General features: G+C 48.2%; 16 protein-coding genes and 1 other annotated feature (1 of these 17 cut by a window edge). Of the genes, 11 read left to right on the top strand and 5 right to left on the bottom strand.

The window, feature by feature from the left end; translation table 11 throughout:
* Positions 1-187: 187 nt before the first annotated feature.
* Both F3H97_RS10670 and F3H97_RS10665 read right to left on the bottom strand, forming a co-directional pair.
* On the bottom strand, positions 188-712 hold the full coding sequence (locus F3H97_RS10670; RefSeq protein ID WP_159563058.1) for a hypothetical protein: 525 nt from the start codon (positions 710-712) through the stop codon (positions 188-190).
* A 128-nt stretch (positions 713-840) separates the two neighbouring features.
* Positions 841-1,917: a diguanylate cyclase gene (locus F3H97_RS10665; protein ID WP_159563057.1), complete on the bottom strand. Its 1,077-nt coding sequence runs from the start codon at positions 1,915-1,917 to the stop codon at positions 841-843.
* 224 nt (positions 1,918-2,141) lie between these two features.
* Here F3H97_RS10665 and F3H97_RS10660 point away from each other — a divergent pair, with 224 nt between their 5' ends.
* The 6 genes from F3H97_RS10660 (at position 2,142) to F3H97_RS10635 (ending at position 6,217) form a co-directional block, all read left to right on the top strand.
* Complete coding sequence (locus tag F3H97_RS10660; protein WP_031422036.1) at positions 2,142-2,324, top strand: hypothetical protein; 183 nt, start codon at positions 2,142-2,144, stop codon at positions 2,322-2,324.
* An 82-nt stretch (positions 2,325-2,406) separates the two neighbouring features.
* A complete protein-coding gene (gene msrA / locus F3H97_RS10655) occupies positions 2,407-3,357 on the top strand; it encodes a peptide-methionine (S)-S-oxide reductase MsrA (protein ID WP_196431352.1) in 951 nt (316 codons plus the stop codon).
* 13 nt (positions 3,358-3,370) lie between these two features.
* Positions 3,371-4,657, top strand: coding sequence for a DUF2252 domain-containing protein (locus tag F3H97_RS10650; protein WP_074035520.1), 1,287 nt, complete (start codon positions 3,371-3,373; stop codon positions 4,655-4,657).
* Positions 4,658-4,718: 61 nt separating this feature from the next.
* Entirely contained in the window at positions 4,719-4,997 is a 279-nt protein-coding gene (locus tag F3H97_RS10645; RefSeq protein WP_078147766.1) for a DUF5327 family protein, read from the top strand.
* A gap of 108 nt (positions 4,998-5,105) precedes the next feature.
* Positions 5,106-5,471, top strand: a complete 366-nt coding sequence (locus F3H97_RS10640) for a rhodanese-like domain-containing protein (RefSeq protein WP_196431351.1) — start codon at positions 5,106-5,108, stop codon at positions 5,469-5,471.
* A gap of 113 nt (positions 5,472-5,584) precedes the next feature.
* Positions 5,585-6,217: an HAD family hydrolase gene (locus F3H97_RS10635; RefSeq protein WP_031422042.1), complete on the top strand. Its 633-nt coding sequence runs from the start codon at positions 5,585-5,587 to the stop codon at positions 6,215-6,217.
* 51 nt (positions 6,218-6,268) lie between these two features.
* Here F3H97_RS10635 and F3H97_RS10630 read toward each other — a convergent pair whose 3' ends face one another.
* Positions 6,269-7,681, bottom strand: a complete 1,413-nt coding sequence (locus tag F3H97_RS10630; protein ID WP_196431350.1) for an NAD-dependent succinate-semialdehyde dehydrogenase — start codon at positions 7,679-7,681, stop codon at positions 6,269-6,271.
* Between the two features lie 93 nt (positions 7,682-7,774).
* Between F3H97_RS10630 and F3H97_RS10625 the strand changes: the two genes are divergently transcribed.
* Both F3H97_RS10625 and F3H97_RS10620 read left to right on the top strand, forming a co-directional pair.
* Positions 7,775-8,287 carry a glycerol-3-phosphate acyltransferase gene (locus F3H97_RS10625; RefSeq protein WP_159563054.1) on the top strand — a complete coding sequence of 171 codons (513 nt, stop codon included), beginning with the start codon at positions 7,775-7,777 and terminating at the stop codon, positions 8,285-8,287.
* Positions 8,284-9,867 carry a GNAT family N-acetyltransferase gene (locus F3H97_RS10620; RefSeq protein WP_196431349.1) on the top strand — a complete coding sequence of 528 codons (1,584 nt, stop codon included), beginning with the start codon at positions 8,284-8,286 and terminating at the stop codon, positions 9,865-9,867. Before F3H97_RS10625 ends, F3H97_RS10620 begins: the two co-directional genes overlap by 4 nt.
* On the opposite strand, the gene F3H97_RS10615 is transcribed toward F3H97_RS10620, so the two are convergent.
* A complete protein-coding gene (locus F3H97_RS10615; RefSeq protein WP_196431348.1) occupies positions 9,806-11,443 on the bottom strand; it encodes an ABC1 kinase family protein in 1,638 nt (545 codons plus the stop codon). The genes F3H97_RS10620 and F3H97_RS10615 overlap by 62 nt on opposite strands.
* 93 nt (positions 11,444-11,536) lie before the next feature.
* Between F3H97_RS10615 and F3H97_RS10610 the strand changes: the two genes are divergently transcribed.
* The 3 genes from F3H97_RS10610 to F3H97_RS10600 all read left to right on the top strand — a co-directional run bounded on the left by F3H97_RS10610 (position 11,537) and on the right by F3H97_RS10600 (position 14,437).
* Positions 11,537-12,142, top strand: a complete 606-nt coding sequence (locus F3H97_RS10610) for a trimeric intracellular cation channel family protein (RefSeq protein WP_012727503.1) — start codon at positions 11,537-11,539, stop codon at positions 12,140-12,142.
* 12 nt (positions 12,143-12,154) lie between these two features.
* Positions 12,155-12,520 (top strand): DUF423 domain-containing protein, encoded by a 366-nt coding sequence (locus tag F3H97_RS10605; protein ID WP_074035530.1) that lies wholly within the window; start codon positions 12,155-12,157, stop codon positions 12,518-12,520.
* A 420-nt stretch (positions 12,521-12,940) separates the two neighbouring features.
* On the top strand, positions 12,941-14,437 hold the full coding sequence (locus F3H97_RS10600; RefSeq protein ID WP_196431347.1) for a murein hydrolase activator EnvC family protein: 1,497 nt from the start codon (positions 12,941-12,943) through the stop codon (positions 14,435-14,437).
* A gap of 83 nt (positions 14,438-14,520) precedes the next feature.
* Here F3H97_RS10600 and F3H97_RS10595 read toward each other — a convergent pair whose 3' ends face one another.
* On the bottom strand, positions 14,521-15,834 hold the full coding sequence (locus tag F3H97_RS10595) for an amino acid permease (RefSeq protein ID WP_047795620.1): 1,314 nt from the start codon (positions 15,832-15,834) through the stop codon (positions 14,521-14,523).
* A gap of 242 nt (positions 15,835-16,076) precedes the next feature.
* Positions 16,077-16,128: a binding site (T-box leader), on the top strand (it continues 177 nt past the right edge of the window).

The following is a 16,128-nucleotide window of genomic DNA, read 5'->3' as shown; positions in this document are numbered from 1 at the left end:
GGGGTTGTCGCAATGCTTTCAAAAAGAGTGTCGTGGAGGGGAATCCACGTGACGTGATATGTTTGGGGAACGTGCACGCCAAGCTTTTGGGAAGCTACAACTAGAGTATAGTTGATAACGATTCTCATTGTCAATAAGAATAATAAAAAAATCCATACGTGCGAACACGCATGGATTGGGTCATGAATTAATTCGAGGCTACGCCTTTTTGAACCGTGAATCGAATCAAACTGAACAAGTATCTCGTGAAGAAGAGAGCGAACGCATAGAATAGCGCAATGAACGGTGACTGAAGATCAATCCCCGGGATGTTCATCAAGAACTCTAGAACGAGAATAGAGAGTAAGAATACGTAGAGAGCGGCATCTAAATAAAGTGGCATAAGACGACCGCGTTGATGCCAAAACGTGCGGATGAGTGGTGCCACGGTCATCCCGATAATCCGTTCCGCAAAGCCGATACTGAGAACGGCGATGATGAATGCTGGGATCGTGTTAAAGGTCACCAAATCCGAGAATACGAAACCTGAAATCAATAAGAGAGGACCGATGATAATCATCATCGAAAGTGAGGTCCGGAAGAAAATCCACATGTTTTTCTGAATCGAACGAATCCCACCGATTGCCGATTGTTGAAGTGTCTTTCCACGTCTATAATCAATCGCGAACGAGCCGATAAACATAATTCCAAATAAAGATAACAAAACTGACATGAACGATGTTTCCCCTTTTCTGAATAAATCATGATGTATCGATCTGAATCAAAGTCTAGCCTAGTTTAACGATTCATTTCGAGAAAGTAAAGCGAGAAAACGCGCTCAAGTGTGAGGAGTTTGACACATTAAGAGGCGAGGATGAAACGATTCCGACCGGACTCTTTTGCGTGATATAACGCTTCATCTGCATGTTTTAACACACTGTCGATTTCAATATCATTCGAATGGCAAGCTCCAAGCGAAACAGTGATGTGGAGCGTACCGGCACTCGTCTCGAACGGGAACGTTGAAACCTTTTCTCGAATAGATTCAGCAAGCTGCGATACTTCTTCTCGATTAGCATGGGGCATGACGATTAAAAATTCTTCGCCGCCGAAGCGACCGACTAAATGGCGCTCATTGCTCTCATTCACGAGGAGCATGCCGAGCTCGCGCAAAACATCATCTCCGACGTCGTGACCGTATGTGTCATTCACCCGTTTGAAATGATCGATGTCGACCAAAATCAATGCGTATTCTTCTGCCTCGACCGTCAAGTTGGCCATGGCTTCGTTCAAGAGACGCCGATTGGCAATCCCGGTGAGCGCATCTGTCCGCGCCAGTTGCTGTTGATGTTGGACGTTCTCGAAGTGACGGCGTAGTTCGAGCAGTAATCGATAGGCGGCGCACGCTCCCCCGTAAGACATTAACGTATAGACGATTAAGACGGGATAGAACAAATTTAGTGGAAGCGCGGTATAAATCGCTGCCCCAAAAATGGCAATACTGATTGTAGTGAATACGAGCAAAGTGGGCCGAGTATTATCCATGCGTTTCCGTAAAAGACCTGTTAAGACAATTAACGTAACTATTGTGGCGATGGCTAGATAGAGACCGAGCATGGTACCGTCTGTAAAGAACAGAACTAGGGAACGACCGATTAATAATATGATACCTGCGACAGCACCACTCACCCATCCCCCGAATAGAACGGCAAGCAAAACGGGAATATTACGTAAGTCGATGAGTATCCCCTCGAGCGGTAAGGCATTTACTAAAAGGAGGATGGCAATCAATCCGGTCTGTACCCCAAGTAAAATCCTTCCTTTGAGAGGAGACTGTGGCGTCAGACGAGGGCGGTTTCGAAACGGTAAAAAGGAAATCGTGAAGAGCGTGAACAAGATACACAGGTTGATAAAGAACGCATTTATGATTGTGAGCATCGGAGCTCCCCCTTATCCCGTATGGAAATATTTAGTTACAGTATATAGCATCTAGTTGGAAACAAACAGGAATAACCTGCTTGCGGAAAGAAACTCTCTTGAATGATTATTCAAGCAAATCGTTTTGGAATCCTTTTGGATTTGTTCAGGTTCTCCTCATCTTTTAGAACTTTCGTTATGGAAAATCGAAAGTTTGGTATGATAAGAGAAAAGGAGGACTGTCCGTGCGTTACTGGGATCATTTTAAACGAGCGTTTATTCCGATTGCGCTCATTTTGATTGGATTAGCGATCTTTTATACTTTATCGGCTCGAGATAATATGGTGTTGACGCTATTAGGGGCTGCGATTGTTGGAGTCATCTTATTTTTGGTGATGCGTCATGTGAATCAGGTGGAAGAGGACTAAAGCGAGAACACATTTTGTGGTTCTCGTTTTTTGTTGTCTTGCCACATTTTTGGGTACACTACAAAGTAAGGAGGGATTTATCATGGCAAAAGCTACATTTGCGGGAGGCTGTTTCTGGTGCATGGTCAAACCGTTTCATAAATATGAGGGAGTGGAGCGTGTCATTTCTGGATATACAGGAGGACATGTCGACAACCCGACGTATCAACAAGTCTGTTCGGAGACGACAGGACATTTAGAGGCGGTTGAAATCACATTTGATCCAGAAGTCATTTCGTATGAGGAGTTGTTAAGCATCTATTGGCGTCAAATCGATCCCACAGATGGCGGAGGGCAGTTCAATGACCGCGGTGAATCCTATCGTCCAGCCATCTTCTATCATTCAGAAGAGCAACGGGCTGCAGCAGAGCGTTCGAAACAGGAAGTGGAAGATTCGGGTCGGTTCGATCGCTCGATTGAAGTCGATATCCGTCCTGCGAAAACGTTCTGGGAAGCGGAAGACTATCATCAAGACTACTATAAAAAAAATCCGTTCCGTTATGAGATGTACCGTGTCGGTTCAGGGCGCGCGAAGTTCATCAAAGAGGCGTGGAGTGATCGCAAACAACAACAAGCACTTCGTGAACGCTTGACACCGATGCAGTATAAAGTGACTCAAGAAAACGGGACAGAGCCACCGTTCCAAAATGAATATTGGGATGAAGAGCGGGAGGGGTTGTACGTCGATATCGTCGACGGGACACCACTCTTCACATCTCACGATAAGTTTCAGTCGAATTGCGGATGGCCGAGCTTCTCACGCCCAATCGAGGAGAAGCGAGTCGATTTGAACATGGACACGACGCACCACATGGTACGGACAGAAGTCCGTTCAAAACAAGGGGACAGTCACCTTGGTCACGTGTTTGATGACGGTCCGAAAGAGCTTGGCGGCTTACGCTATTGCATTAACTCGGCCGCTCTCCGATTCGTTCCTGTAGAAGAGCTTGAAGAGGCCGGGTACGGGGAATATAAACACTTATTCAACAAGTGAAGGGGAGAGCCGTATGTTCACAGCCGTCAAACAACAAATTCGATGCGAGACGATCGGGACCGTCCTTGATTTTTACGACCAGTCGATTCGACAGCTTTCGGAAGAGGCGAGACAAGAAAAATATGCGAAGATGAGTTCGAGCCCGTTCTCGTTCTTTCGGGGTAGCTCACACTTGTTCTACTACGACTTTGCGAAAGTGCCAATCGCGTTTGACACAGGTCCCGATCATCCGACGTTCATTCAAGGAGACTTACACTTTGAAAATTTCGGTGTGTTCGAAGACGGGGCCGGTACCATCATCTATGACGTGAACGACTTTGATGAGGCGTATATCGGTTCATACCTGTTTGATTTGTTGCGGATGGCGGTCTCTGTCGATTTATTCGCCGCCGAGTCCGGGTTCGATGGCAAAGCAGCCATTCAAGCGTTTGCTGAGTCCTATGCCAAAGCCATTGAAAAACATGCGCTTGGACGAAGTGAGCATATTCAATTCACGAAAGAGAACACGTGTAAAGCGGTCAAAAAAGTTATTAAAAAAGCGGAGAAGAAGAAAGATGAATTCATGTCCGAACGGACGGAGGTAAGAGACGAGGAACGTTATTTTTCAACGAGTGACGACTTGCTTCCCATCTCCTCGGAAGTACGGGAGAAAATTGAAGCGGCATGGGGCGATTATCTGTCTTCTTTGTCAAATCAACACCGACATCATGCCGATCACTATGAAATCAAAGATATCGCCATCAAACTTCAAAGCGGAACGGCTTCTATCGGATTAGAACGCTACTATATTTTGATTGAAGGTGCCGATGAAGAGCATGATGAAGATGTCATTTTAGAGATGAAACAAGCACAATCTGCCGTCCCGTCTCTCTTTCTTCCGACACATCCGCTGTTTGAAAACGGATTGTCGCATCAAGGCGCTCGTGTCGTCGCTGCGCAACGGGCAATGGTCCACAGTCGTGACCCGTATCTCGGCTATTTGACGATTGACGACAAAGAATATTATGTGAGGCAACGTTCTCCGTATAAGCGAAAAGTGAAAGCGAAACATATGAAAGATGAGACGTCGCTCATTGAGACGTTGAAGGTGCAAGCGCAAATCACGGCGAAGATTCATGCACGGGCCGATGCGACCTCCAATGTGCTCGATTATACGGCAAGCGAACGAATCGCGGCGGCAATCGGTGACTCTCCGTCCCTGTTTATTCGACAGTTATCGAGATGGGCTGATTTTTATGCAAATCAAGTTCGTTTTGATTATGACGCCTTTTTAAACTGGGTCGAGTCAAGGAATCGTTAAGGAACTTGCGAATTGAGGATGAAATCCTGCACAATGGAAGCGTAAAGGATGTGTACGGACTATGATTACAGAACAACAAGTCATCGCCCAAATGCGTCAGGTGATGACACAGATTGAGTCGTCAACCGGCGAAGCGCAAAAGCGTCATTTGGCAAAGTTAATGGGTTTTTGTGAACTCTTGTTAGCGGAGACGTCTGAAGCAAAAAGCGTTGGGGCATCACAGTCCCCGACCGTGACAAGTGAAACGAAACCTCCGCTTGATCGTCAGATGGCCGCTTTTCTCGGGATTCCCATGGAAGAAGACGAACAACCTAAATCCGATTCATTGCTCGATTTTTGAACCACATGTGATGCACATGTGGTTTTTTTGTGGATTCATTTTCATTGACTTAAATACCATAGGGGGTATAATGGGTACAAGAAACGAAATGCAAATGGAGGCGTGAATATGTTGGACTTTCTTTTTGTGGCAGTCGTCATTGGACTTGTGTATTTCTGGTGGAGTCGTCGAAACAATATAAAAACAGTCTCGACGGATGATTTAAAACGAAGAATCGCAGAAGAACGGAACATTCAATTGTTGGACGTACGTGAGCCGCATGAATACCGCGGGGGACATATCAAGCAAGCGAAAAATGTACCTTTATCCGAATTCGGTAATGCTCAAGCGAAATATCCGAAAGAAAAAGAGCGTCCAGTCTATGTTATCTGTCAGAGCGGGATGCGTAGCCAACGCGCGGCAGCGATGCTGAAGAGTGCCGGATATACCGACGTTTATTCTGTAAAGGGTGGAATGAACTTCTGGCGTGGATAATAGATGCGACTGGACGAATCGGTTCAGTCGTTTTTTGTCACCACGTTTTCTCTTTTGCATTTTCGGGGATTCTGCTACGGTAGGGAGAGAGTGAAAGAGAGGAGATCAATCCAATGGCAGTAATTTTATTTGATATCGATGGCACGTTAGTAGATACGACCGGACCGATGACGAAGGCGATTCATGAGGCACTCGAGGAGCTTCCTCATCTTCCGAAACCGAGTGAAGAGGCGGTCCGTTCAGGATACGGCTTGGCAGGTAACGCGTTTTGGGAGCATGTCATCCCAGAAGCGACGCTTGAGGAGATTCGTCTCATTCGCAGACTCCGTCATACGACGCTTGAGCAAACGATGGAAGGACAAAATGTCTTATTTGACGGAATTCGTGAGATGTTGGAGACACTTCACGAGCAAGGTCATACGCTGACGACAGCGAGTAACTGCGGTGTTCATTATATGAATTTGATTTTAGATACGCAACAGATTCGTCCATATATGACGGCACCCGAATGTTTAGAATCTGTTGGGGGCGAGAAGAAGGCAGACATTCTGACAGCGCACCGTGTCCGGCACGGAGAGGCGGACTATATTATGGTCGGTGATCGTAAATCGGATGTCGAGGCGGCTCGCGCTCATGACTTCCCCGTCGTCTTGACAGGATTCGGGTTCGGTAATGAAGAAGAGTGGGCACTTGCAGATCACGTGATTCAATCTCCACACGATTTAGTCGAGTGGGTCAACCGATAAGAAAAGGCTTGTCGCATATCAATGTCGACAAGCCTTTTTGTATACCTATACTCACAATCCGAGAGAGATGTATTTTACTTCTAAAAATTCCTCAATACCGTGATGACCGCCTTCACGACCGAGTCCGCTCTCTTTCCAACCACCGAAAGGCGCTTGCGGCGTTGACGGAAGTCCGTCATTCACACCGACAATCCCATACTCTAACGATTCAGCTAAATAGACCGCTTCATTGATGTCTTGCGTGAACAAGTAAGCGGCTAAGCCGAACGGCGTGTTGTTCGCCCGTTTGATGACTTCATCGAGCGAATCGAACGTTGCAATCGGTGCGACGGGTCCGAACGTTTCTTCGTTCATGCAGAGCATGTCTTCATTCGCATAACGGATGACAGCAGGACGGATGAATAAGCCGTCTAGCACCTCGCCACCGTACACTTCACCGCCACGAATCTGCGCGTCCTCGATATGCTTTTCGACTTTGCTGAGCGCATCGTCATCGATGAGCGGACCGATGTCGACACCTTCCTCTAGTCCGTTCCCGACTTTCAACGCTTCGACCTCTTTAATGAAACGCTCCGAGAATTCATCGACGACGGCGCGTTCGACATAAATTCGGTTCGCACAGACACACGTCTGTCCACCGTTTCGGAATTTCGTGGCGACCGCTTGCGGAACAGCCTTATCTAAATCCGCTTTAGCTGTGACGATGAGCGGGGCGTGCCCACCCAGTTCAAGCGAAATCTTTTTCATCGTGTCCGCAGCATCACGCATGAGCATTTTCCCGACTTCCGTGGATCCTGTGAACGTCAACTTTCGGACCCGTTTATCTTGTTGCCACGCTTTGACGATATCTGACGCTTGTCCTGTGACAAGGTTGATGACCCCTTTTGGGAATCCGGCCTTCTCCGCTAATTTCACCAATTCGATGGCGGTCAACGGGGTCGCCGATGCTGGTTTCATGACGACCGTACAGCCCGCAGCGAGCGCTGGAGCAACTTTCCGTGTGATCATGGCAGCCGGGAAGTTCCAAGGTGTGATGGCTGCGATGACGCCGACCGGTTGTTTGATGGCAAAGATTCGTTTTTGGTTCGATGAAGCAGGAATCGTCTCACCGTATACACGACGCCCTTCTGCCGCATACCAGTCGATGAATCCATTTGCATAGTTGATTTCGCCGATCGCTTCTTTGAGCGGTTTTCCTTGTTCCTCGACCATCGTTCGGGCAAGCTCTTCCGTATGTTCTGCAATCAAACGATGCCATTCAGTAAGTAGCTCCCCTCGTTCTTCTGCTGTTTTTTGTTGCCATTCTTCTAACGCCTCATGCGCAGCGTCGACGGCTTGTGTCGCTTCTTGTGTATCACTTTTTGTCACGACGGCCATCACATTGCCTGTGGCTGGATTTCGTACCTCGATCGTTTGTCCCGTTTCTGTCCATTCCCCGTTAATGAAGTTTTTCTCTTCTCGCATCTTGATTTCCCCTTTCCAAAAAGTGCACAGTTAATTAGAGGATACCCGTTTTTCTGAAACGCACACAAATTTACAAAAAAAAGAGGGGATACTATGTGGATCATCGTCATTGGCTATTTAGTCGGAAGTCTGCTCGGGGGCAGACTGTATGGGGTGCTAAGTGGACATGATTTAGCGACAACTGGTTCGAAGAATACCGGTGCACGCAATGCGCATCGCATCGGTGGAGTAAAGGCGTTTCTAATCGTCTATGGATTCGACGTGCTCAAGACGATTCTCGTCCTACAGATGAGCGGACCATATTTTTGGCAGACGGCGTTCGCGCTCACGCTCGGGCATATTTATCCATTTTGGCGAATCCGTGCGGGAGGGAAGGGATATGCCGTCTTTTCTGGAATCATATGGGCATATGAGCCGTGGTGGTTTATTGGGGGTCTTGTTATCTTGTTACTCTTAATCAAATTAACGGGGAACTCTCGCGAGACGGGATTAGTCATGCTTACGTTATTACCGTTGGCAGCTTTCGGAAGTCTCGAAGATGTCATCTGGGCCATACTCATCGCTATCGTGATTACGTATCATCATGTGAAGGAGGAAAGAACATGATTGTGTATCGAAAAGCCGAAATATCAGATTTTGAAGCGATACATCGGTTAAATTACGAAACATTCGTTGAAGAGATTCCACAACATCCACCAAATCCGGAAAGGCGACTTGTCGACCGATTTCACGAAGAAAATACATATTGGATTGGAGAAGTGGATGGGGAAATGGTCGCCATGTGTGCGTTACGTGGCAAACGGCCGTTTTCGTTGGAACAAAAAGGAGTACGCATTCCTGATGGGAATTGGCTTGAGATTCGCCTCCTCGCTGTGACTAAACCCTATCGACGCAATCGGACGTTCGCTGGATTGATGCGCGCGGTCATCGACGATGCGACAGAGCGTGATGTCGATGGTATTGTCATCAGTGGAACGACACGTGAACAAGTGCTCTATCATCGATTCGGGTTTGTGCCGTTCGCGGATCCGATTGGTCCTGACGAAGCGAGATATGTTCCGATGATGTTGACGCGTTCGGCTTTTTATGAATCCAAATCAGCATCGATCCTACGTCCAAAAAGTTTGCTAGCAGGACCCGTTGAATGTTCGGACCGTGTGAGAGAACGACTCTCGATGCAGCCGCGCCCACATCGTTCAAACGAAACGGGACGAGTGCTTGAAGCGGTACAACGAAAACTGGCGGAACGAATCGGACTCCCTCATGTCTATACGCTCCTTGGAAGCGGGACCGTCGCTAACGATGCGGTCGCGGCTCGATTGGACGGACACGGCCTCATTTTCAATGCGGGTGAATTTGGAGAACGCTTGATTGACCATGCCCGGCGTGTCGGTCTGTCTTTTGACGTGGTCGCAGTGGACCAAGAGGGACAATGGGATATTTCGCAACTTGAGCGCATTGCACCAGACTGGGTATGGACGGTTCATTGCGAGACATCGTTAGGGATTTTAATCAACCTTGCCCCGCTTCATACATGGCAAGGCGTTGTCGCCATTGATGCGATCAGTGCCGTCGGAACGTTCGTCTATGACTATTCGTTTGCGGACTACGTGACCTTCTCTTCAGGAAAGGCGTTACGGAACGCCCCGGGTCTCGCGTTCGTGGCAATGAAGCATCCAGCGATTGCGACACCACATACAGCGCGCTATTTGGATCTATCCCTCTATCAACCGATTGCCTTCACACAATCGGAACCGCTTCTCTCAGCGATGGCGATCGCGCTGGATGAGTTGACAGAAGATGAAGTCGTTTCACATTCTGTAAAGATGAATACGTTGCTTAATGCCTTACAAGAGAACGATTTATCGGTCGATGTGTGTCCCGCCCAATCACCTGGCATCATCACGATTCCAGTTCCGTGCGAGCTATCCTCGGTCGAGCTCGGGCGCCAACTGTCCTATCAAGGCTATCTCGTCCAGTATGAGAGTGACTACTTAAAGCAGGCGAACGTCATTCAAGTATCGACCATGGGTTGGACGACACCTCGCATGATGCGTGACGTCGGTGCTTATATCGCACAATGGATTCAACAAAAAACCGCCACTGCTGAGAGTGACGGTTCGCTTATACTCGAAAGTCTTGGCGTGCCAAATGACGAATCTTTCGTCCGAGGCGTCTCCAATTGAAATAAGCTAAAACGGAGACGACGCCACCTGACCAGAAGAGCCATTCATCCGGTCGAATATAGCCGAGTAGGCCGACGAGCAAACCGAGCAAGATGACGATGGCATTGAACGTCTGACGGTGCAAGAGTTCCTTGGATTCAAGGTTTCGTTGGAACATCGCTTGCTCCGACAGACGTTTTCGTGTCGGTTCTTTTAAGTAATTATCCAGAAGTGGAGGAACGTTTAACAGTTTCTTCGCGTAGTTGATTCCGGTCTTCACGTAACGATTTTGAAGCGTTGTCCCGTCTTCCTCGAGCCATTCGATGACAATCGGTTTACCGAGTGTGAACAGATCGATTTTCGGATCGAGGATTTGCAGAATCCCGAGCAAGGTCGAGGCGGCCCGACCGAAGAAGGCAAATTCTGCCGGGAGCTGAATCGGTTCGTTTTTGACGAGCAATTGAATGTCCTGTAACACCTTCTCAATCAATTTCGTATCGACGGTATCGATGTCCGTTTCTAGGTAGAAAGTGACCGCTTTCTCTAGTGCTTGGCGAATGTTTTGTTTGTTTGCCGTCGGTAAGAGGAAGCGCAAGTCTTCTAATCCATCGACGATGCTATCATAGTCGAGCGAGATGAACGCCTGTAAGATATTCCGAATCGTGGTCATGTCTTGCGCCGTTGTCTGTCCGACCATACCGAAATCGAGTAAGATGATGGTGCCATCGGCTCGAATTTGGACGTTTCCGGGGTGTGGATCGGCATGGAACTGCCCACCAAACAATAGCTGTTCGGCAGCGAGTGTGAAGAGTCGTTCAGCTAGGGCGGAACGGTCGATTCCATTTTCTTTTAAAAAGGCGAGGTCGGTGATTCGGCGTGCGTCGACCCAGTCCATCGTCAAGACGCGGTTCGTACAGAGATGTTCGTGATAGTCCGGGATGTAAACGTCTCGGTTATCGGCGTATTTGGCTTTAAAATACAGGGCGTTTTTTAATTCAGTTTGGAAATTTAGTTCATCCCCGATGACAAAAATCATTTGGCGATATAAGCTATCTAAGTCGGTTGATTTAGCGAGGGATGTCCGCTTTAACATCGATGTGACAATCCGCATCGCACGGAAGTCGGTTCGGATGATTTTTTCGATATTCGGACGCTGGATTTTGATGGCGACCCGTTTGCCGTTTTCAAGAAGCGTGGCACCATATACTTCTCCGATGGAAGCCGAGGCGACGGCGTCGATGCCGACGTCTTTGACGACTTGGGTATATGGGACGCCCCATTCTGCCTCTAGAATCGCGCGCGACTTCTCCCAACCAGACGTCGGGACACGGTCGACGAGCTCTGACAGCTCGTTCAAGACGGCGGGTGGTAGCAAGTCTGCACGAATTGATAAGAATTGTCCGAGTTTGATTAACAAGCCCTCGAGTCGTAGCGCGTTACGCTTATACTCACGCGCGAGCTTGAGCATCAGTGCTTCATATTCTTCTGTCGTGGCGACACCTTGTTGTTGTTTGCGTGAAAAGGCGTACAGCCGAATGATGAATCGGGCGAACATGGTGACGATAATCCATATGCGGAACAAAGCGATACGTTTCATTGTAATACCGACATCCTTTACGACAGTCGCACGACTGACCTGAATTTTTGTAACTATACTTTACCATACAATGCGTTGAAGAAAGGGCAAGGGATGTTCATGGAGTGGGAATTGCTCAACGTCGTCGGAACGATTGCGTTCGCGGCGAGCGGAGCCATCATTGCGATGGATGAAAAATACGATATTTTTGGAGTTTGGTTACTGGCGTTTATCACCGCCTTCGGAGGCGGCGCGATCCGAAACGTCCTGTTAGGAAACCCCGTCAGTTTAATTTGGCAACAGAATGATTTATTTATTTTATGTTTTCTGGTCGCACTCCTCATCTTCCTGCTCCCGAGTGTCGTATTGCCACATTGGGAACGCTGGGGTGTCATTGTCGACGCCATTGGTCTCGTCGCTTTTGCCTTTCAAGGGGCGCAGGTCGCAATCAAGCTTGATTTACCTTTATCTGCTGCGATTGCGGCGGCTGTCTTGACTGGCGTTGGCGGAGGTGTGGTCCGGGACTTATTGGCAGGACGTAAGCCTCTCGTCTTACAATCTGAGGTGTATGCGATTTGGGCGATTCTCATTGCGGTCATTACGTATTACTTCAAGCTCGAAGGCGGTCTTGCTGTGTACGCGCTTTTAATTGTCGTCGCGACACTTCGAGTGATATCCTACTATCGGAAGTGGAATTTACCAGCACGAAAAGTCAGATAAGGGGGAACGGAAATGAAGATATTATTAATGATCGGTGCCGGATTGATGGCACTCGGTGTGGCACTTGGTGCATTCGGCGCCCATGCGCTAAAAGAGAGATTGGCGCCAAACATGTTGGCAAACTGGCAGACAGGTGTGCTCTACCATATGGTGCACGCGCTTGGAATCATTGGGATTGCAGCGCTCCTCATGCGCGTGAGCATCAGCCAGTTCAACGTGGCCGGTTGGCTCATGTTTGCGGGGATCGTCTTCTTCTCAGGAAGCTTGTACGTCATGGCATTGACGGGAATTACAAAACTCGGAGCCGTGACACCGATTGGCGGCGTGTTATTCATCGCTGCCTGGATCTTTGTCATCGTCGGTGCGATGAAACTATAACTTGAGAATCCATTTATTCGATATCCATGCCTTGCTCATGTTCACATGCAGCGACGGCATGGATTTTTTTGATGAGTCATCCTATTAATTGGAAAAGGGATATACAGCCCTATTCGCTTATTATTTTAAAATAAGGTAAATAATTCTCTATTTACATAAAACATTACAGAAAGATGTCAAATCGAACAGTCTAAAAAGGTATTGGTAAATAATAAGTTCTATGCATTCATTGTCCGCACCTTTGTTCTTGCGTAATAAAATTGAAATATAACTTTAACAGGAAAATATCTATCAGTTAGATATAATTAGTCGTGTTGAAACTCAACCAAATGATCGTTTTTGTTACATACTGAAACGGCTTTAAATATGTAGTGTAGTAGGTACTCACGTTTATCATTTAAGAAAGGATGTACCCCATTCATGAATTGGAAACGCACAGTCTCGACGTTGACGCTCGGTGTGATGCTCATCAGCACACATACAGTTGCGGATGCATCGACTTCGATTAAAGAGAAGCAAGAACAACAACAAAAAGTAAAAGAAAAGCGCGACAGTGTGAAAAAAGACCAGTCAGAAACATCTTCAAAAATTGAAGGAAACAAGGAAGAGATTTCAAAAGTTCAGGCTGAGGTCAACAAAATGGACGCACAATTGCAAGACATCATCAATGATGTCGCCATGAAACGCCAAGAAATCAAGCGCACCGAGATGAAGATCGAGGATCTTGAAGCCGATATTAAAGATTACCAAGAAAAAATGAAGGCGCAAGAAGCGATGATGAAAGAGCGTATGGCCACGATGCAAAAGAACGGTGGCGGTTCAATCAACTGGGCTGAGTTCATCTTCGGTTCAAAAAATCTCTCTGATCTCGTGACACGTATGATCACAGCTGGAACGATTCAGCGTAGTGACCAAGAGTTGTTTGATGACTATGAAGCGACACAGCGTTCGTTGAAAGAAGCGCAGGCTGACTTGAAAGCAGAGCGTGCTTCACTTCTTGAACAACAAAAAGCACTCGAAGTGCGTCAAGCCGAGCTTGAGAAGAAAATGAAGCAACGTGAAAAACGCATCAAAGAGCTTGAAGAGAAGAACATCAAGTTCGAATCGCAAATCTTTGACCTTCAAGAGATTGAAGCAACATTAGTCGCTCAAGAACAGGCAATCGCGGCTGAAATCGAAGCGCAGCGTCGGGAAGAAGAGGAAGCCCGTCGTCGTGCGGAAGAAGCAGCTCGTCAAGAGGCGGCACGTAAGGCGGAAGAAGCCCGCCAAGCAGAAGCTGCACGTCAAGCTGAGGCTGCCCGTCAGGCAGAGGCAGAACGAGAAGCGGAAGCAGCTCGTCAAGCTGCTCAACAAAAGCAAGACAATAAATCGAATACCCCGTCTTCGTCGTCTTCAAACAACACGGCGGCATCAACGCCAGCTCCAAAACCGGCACCGGCTCCAACGCCAGCTCCGAAACCAGAGTCAAAACCGGCGCCGACGACATCGACGCCAGCTCCGTCTAGTTCGATGTTCATTCAACCGGCTTCAGGACGCTACTCACAAGGATGGGGTCCGGCGAGCGGTGCGTTTGGTTACACGTTCCATAACGGTGTAGACATCGCTGGTCCAACAGGGACACCGATTCGCGCATCTGCGACAGGTACGGTCATTCGTGCAGGTTGGGGTGGCGCATACGGGAACCACGTCATGATCGCACACGTGATCAACGGTCAAGTTTGGACCACGGTCTATGCGCACATGAACTCGGTATCTGTCAGCTCTGGACAGCGTGTGACGCAAGGGTCGAACATCGGGACACTTGGAAACACAGGGAACTCTTCAGGTCCGCACTTGCACTTTGAGATTCATAAAGGCGGCTACTCATACTCGGCAACGAGCGCAGGTAGCACGGTCAATCCGCGTCAGTTCTTCTGATGCATCAACCAGAAAACTCCTTTCGATTGCGAAAGGAGTTTTTGTGCGTAAAAAATCCCTCCGCGATTGCGAAGGGATACTCGTTAGTTGGCTTGTTCAATATCGCTTGGACGATCTTGTTTTTTACGCATTTGTTCACGCACGTAATAGATGATCGTCAATCCGATCAACCAAGGTACGCCGAATTTCAGCAAGATGTTGAAATCCGTGAACCATGTCGTGATCATCAGGCTGAGCAGTAAGACCGCCCCGAGCAATGGGAGGAATGGATATCCCATCATGCGGACAGGGAGTTTTCGCCCAGTCCATTTCTTACGGAAGAACAAGTGGGAGACGAAGACCATGAACCAAGTGAAAATAGCTCCGAACATCGAGATTCCCATCAAGAATGGATACGACGACTCCATGAATACTTGTAGCAAAGCGGCGAGGACGATCCCGCCTGTTGAAACGAGTAGCGCGAACATTGGAATCCCATTTTTGCTGATTTTTTTGAACGCTTTCGGTGCATCGCCGGCTTCCGCGAGCGAGTACATCATACGTGTCGACGCGTAAAGCTGCGCGTTCATCGCAGACAAGGCGGCGATCAAAATCACAAAGTTGAGGATGCCTGCCGCGAACGGGACATCAAACTGTTCCATGACGAGCACGAACGGACTTTGGTCGATCCCGGCTTGCTGCCATGGGATCAGCATGAGCATGATCGCGAGCGTGACGACATAGAAGAACGTCAAGCGGAACACGGTCGCGCGTAAAGCGCGTGGTACGGCCTGGTCCGGGTCTTTCGCTTCTCCCGCTGTCACAGCGACGAGTTCGGTTCCAAGGAAACTGAAGAGGGAGATGAAAATTGTCACCCACATTCCGTAAAAGCCGAACGCGAAGAAGCCTTCGTTTCCTGTCGTGATTGACTCAATCGGTGATCCTGGTTCGCCGAACAATGTGGCGGCACCGAGGACGATGAATAAGATAATGGCAGTTACTTTGATGAAGGATAACCAGTATTCGGTCGTTCCGAACGTGTGAACGTGACGGGCGTTGACGTAAATGAGTAGTCCACCGAAGAGGGCGACCCAAACGAACCCGTTCACATCTGGGAACCAGTAGCGCATGTAGATGGCGATGGCACTGACTTCAACCCCTACAGCCAGTACGTTCGCGACCCAGTAAGAGTAACGGACGAGAAAACCGGCGAGTGGATGAACGTATCGCTCGGCAATCGTTCCGAATGATCCGGATGTTGGATGGGCGACCGTCATTTCGGCGAGAGCACCCATTAGTAAGAGGACGATGAACGCCCCGATGGCATAGCTGACGAGCACGCTCGGGCCAGCGGTTTGAATCGCGAGACCGCTTCCGAGGAACAGCCCGGTTCCGATGGCGCTCCCGAGGGAAATCATCGTGAGTTGCCGGGTGGACAGCTCGCGCTTTAGTTTATTTGTTTCCAAAATCGATTCTCCTTTAGCTGAGTGAAATGTTGTTGTGGACGACTATAGCAGACGAAAAAAAACAATGTCAATTCGAAAAATCGATGAAGGTTTCTCATTTTTGGATGCACATATAGAGGCAAAGTTTTTATAATTTTTTTATTTGACATGGATTCATCTGCCCTGTATAGTACGAATTAACTTAACTGAAACGAATAAAGGCGTCGACGAAGAGAAGTAACGACGAATCCTGTATGACAGAGAGCT

The sequence above is a fragment of the Exiguobacterium sp. SRB7LM genome, from assembly GCF_015712685.1.
In the GTDB taxonomy this organism is placed as follows: Bacteria; Bacillota; Bacilli; order Exiguobacteriales; family Exiguobacteriaceae; genus Exiguobacterium; species Exiguobacterium profundum.
This window is presented reverse-complemented; position numbering and strand designations above follow the sequence as displayed.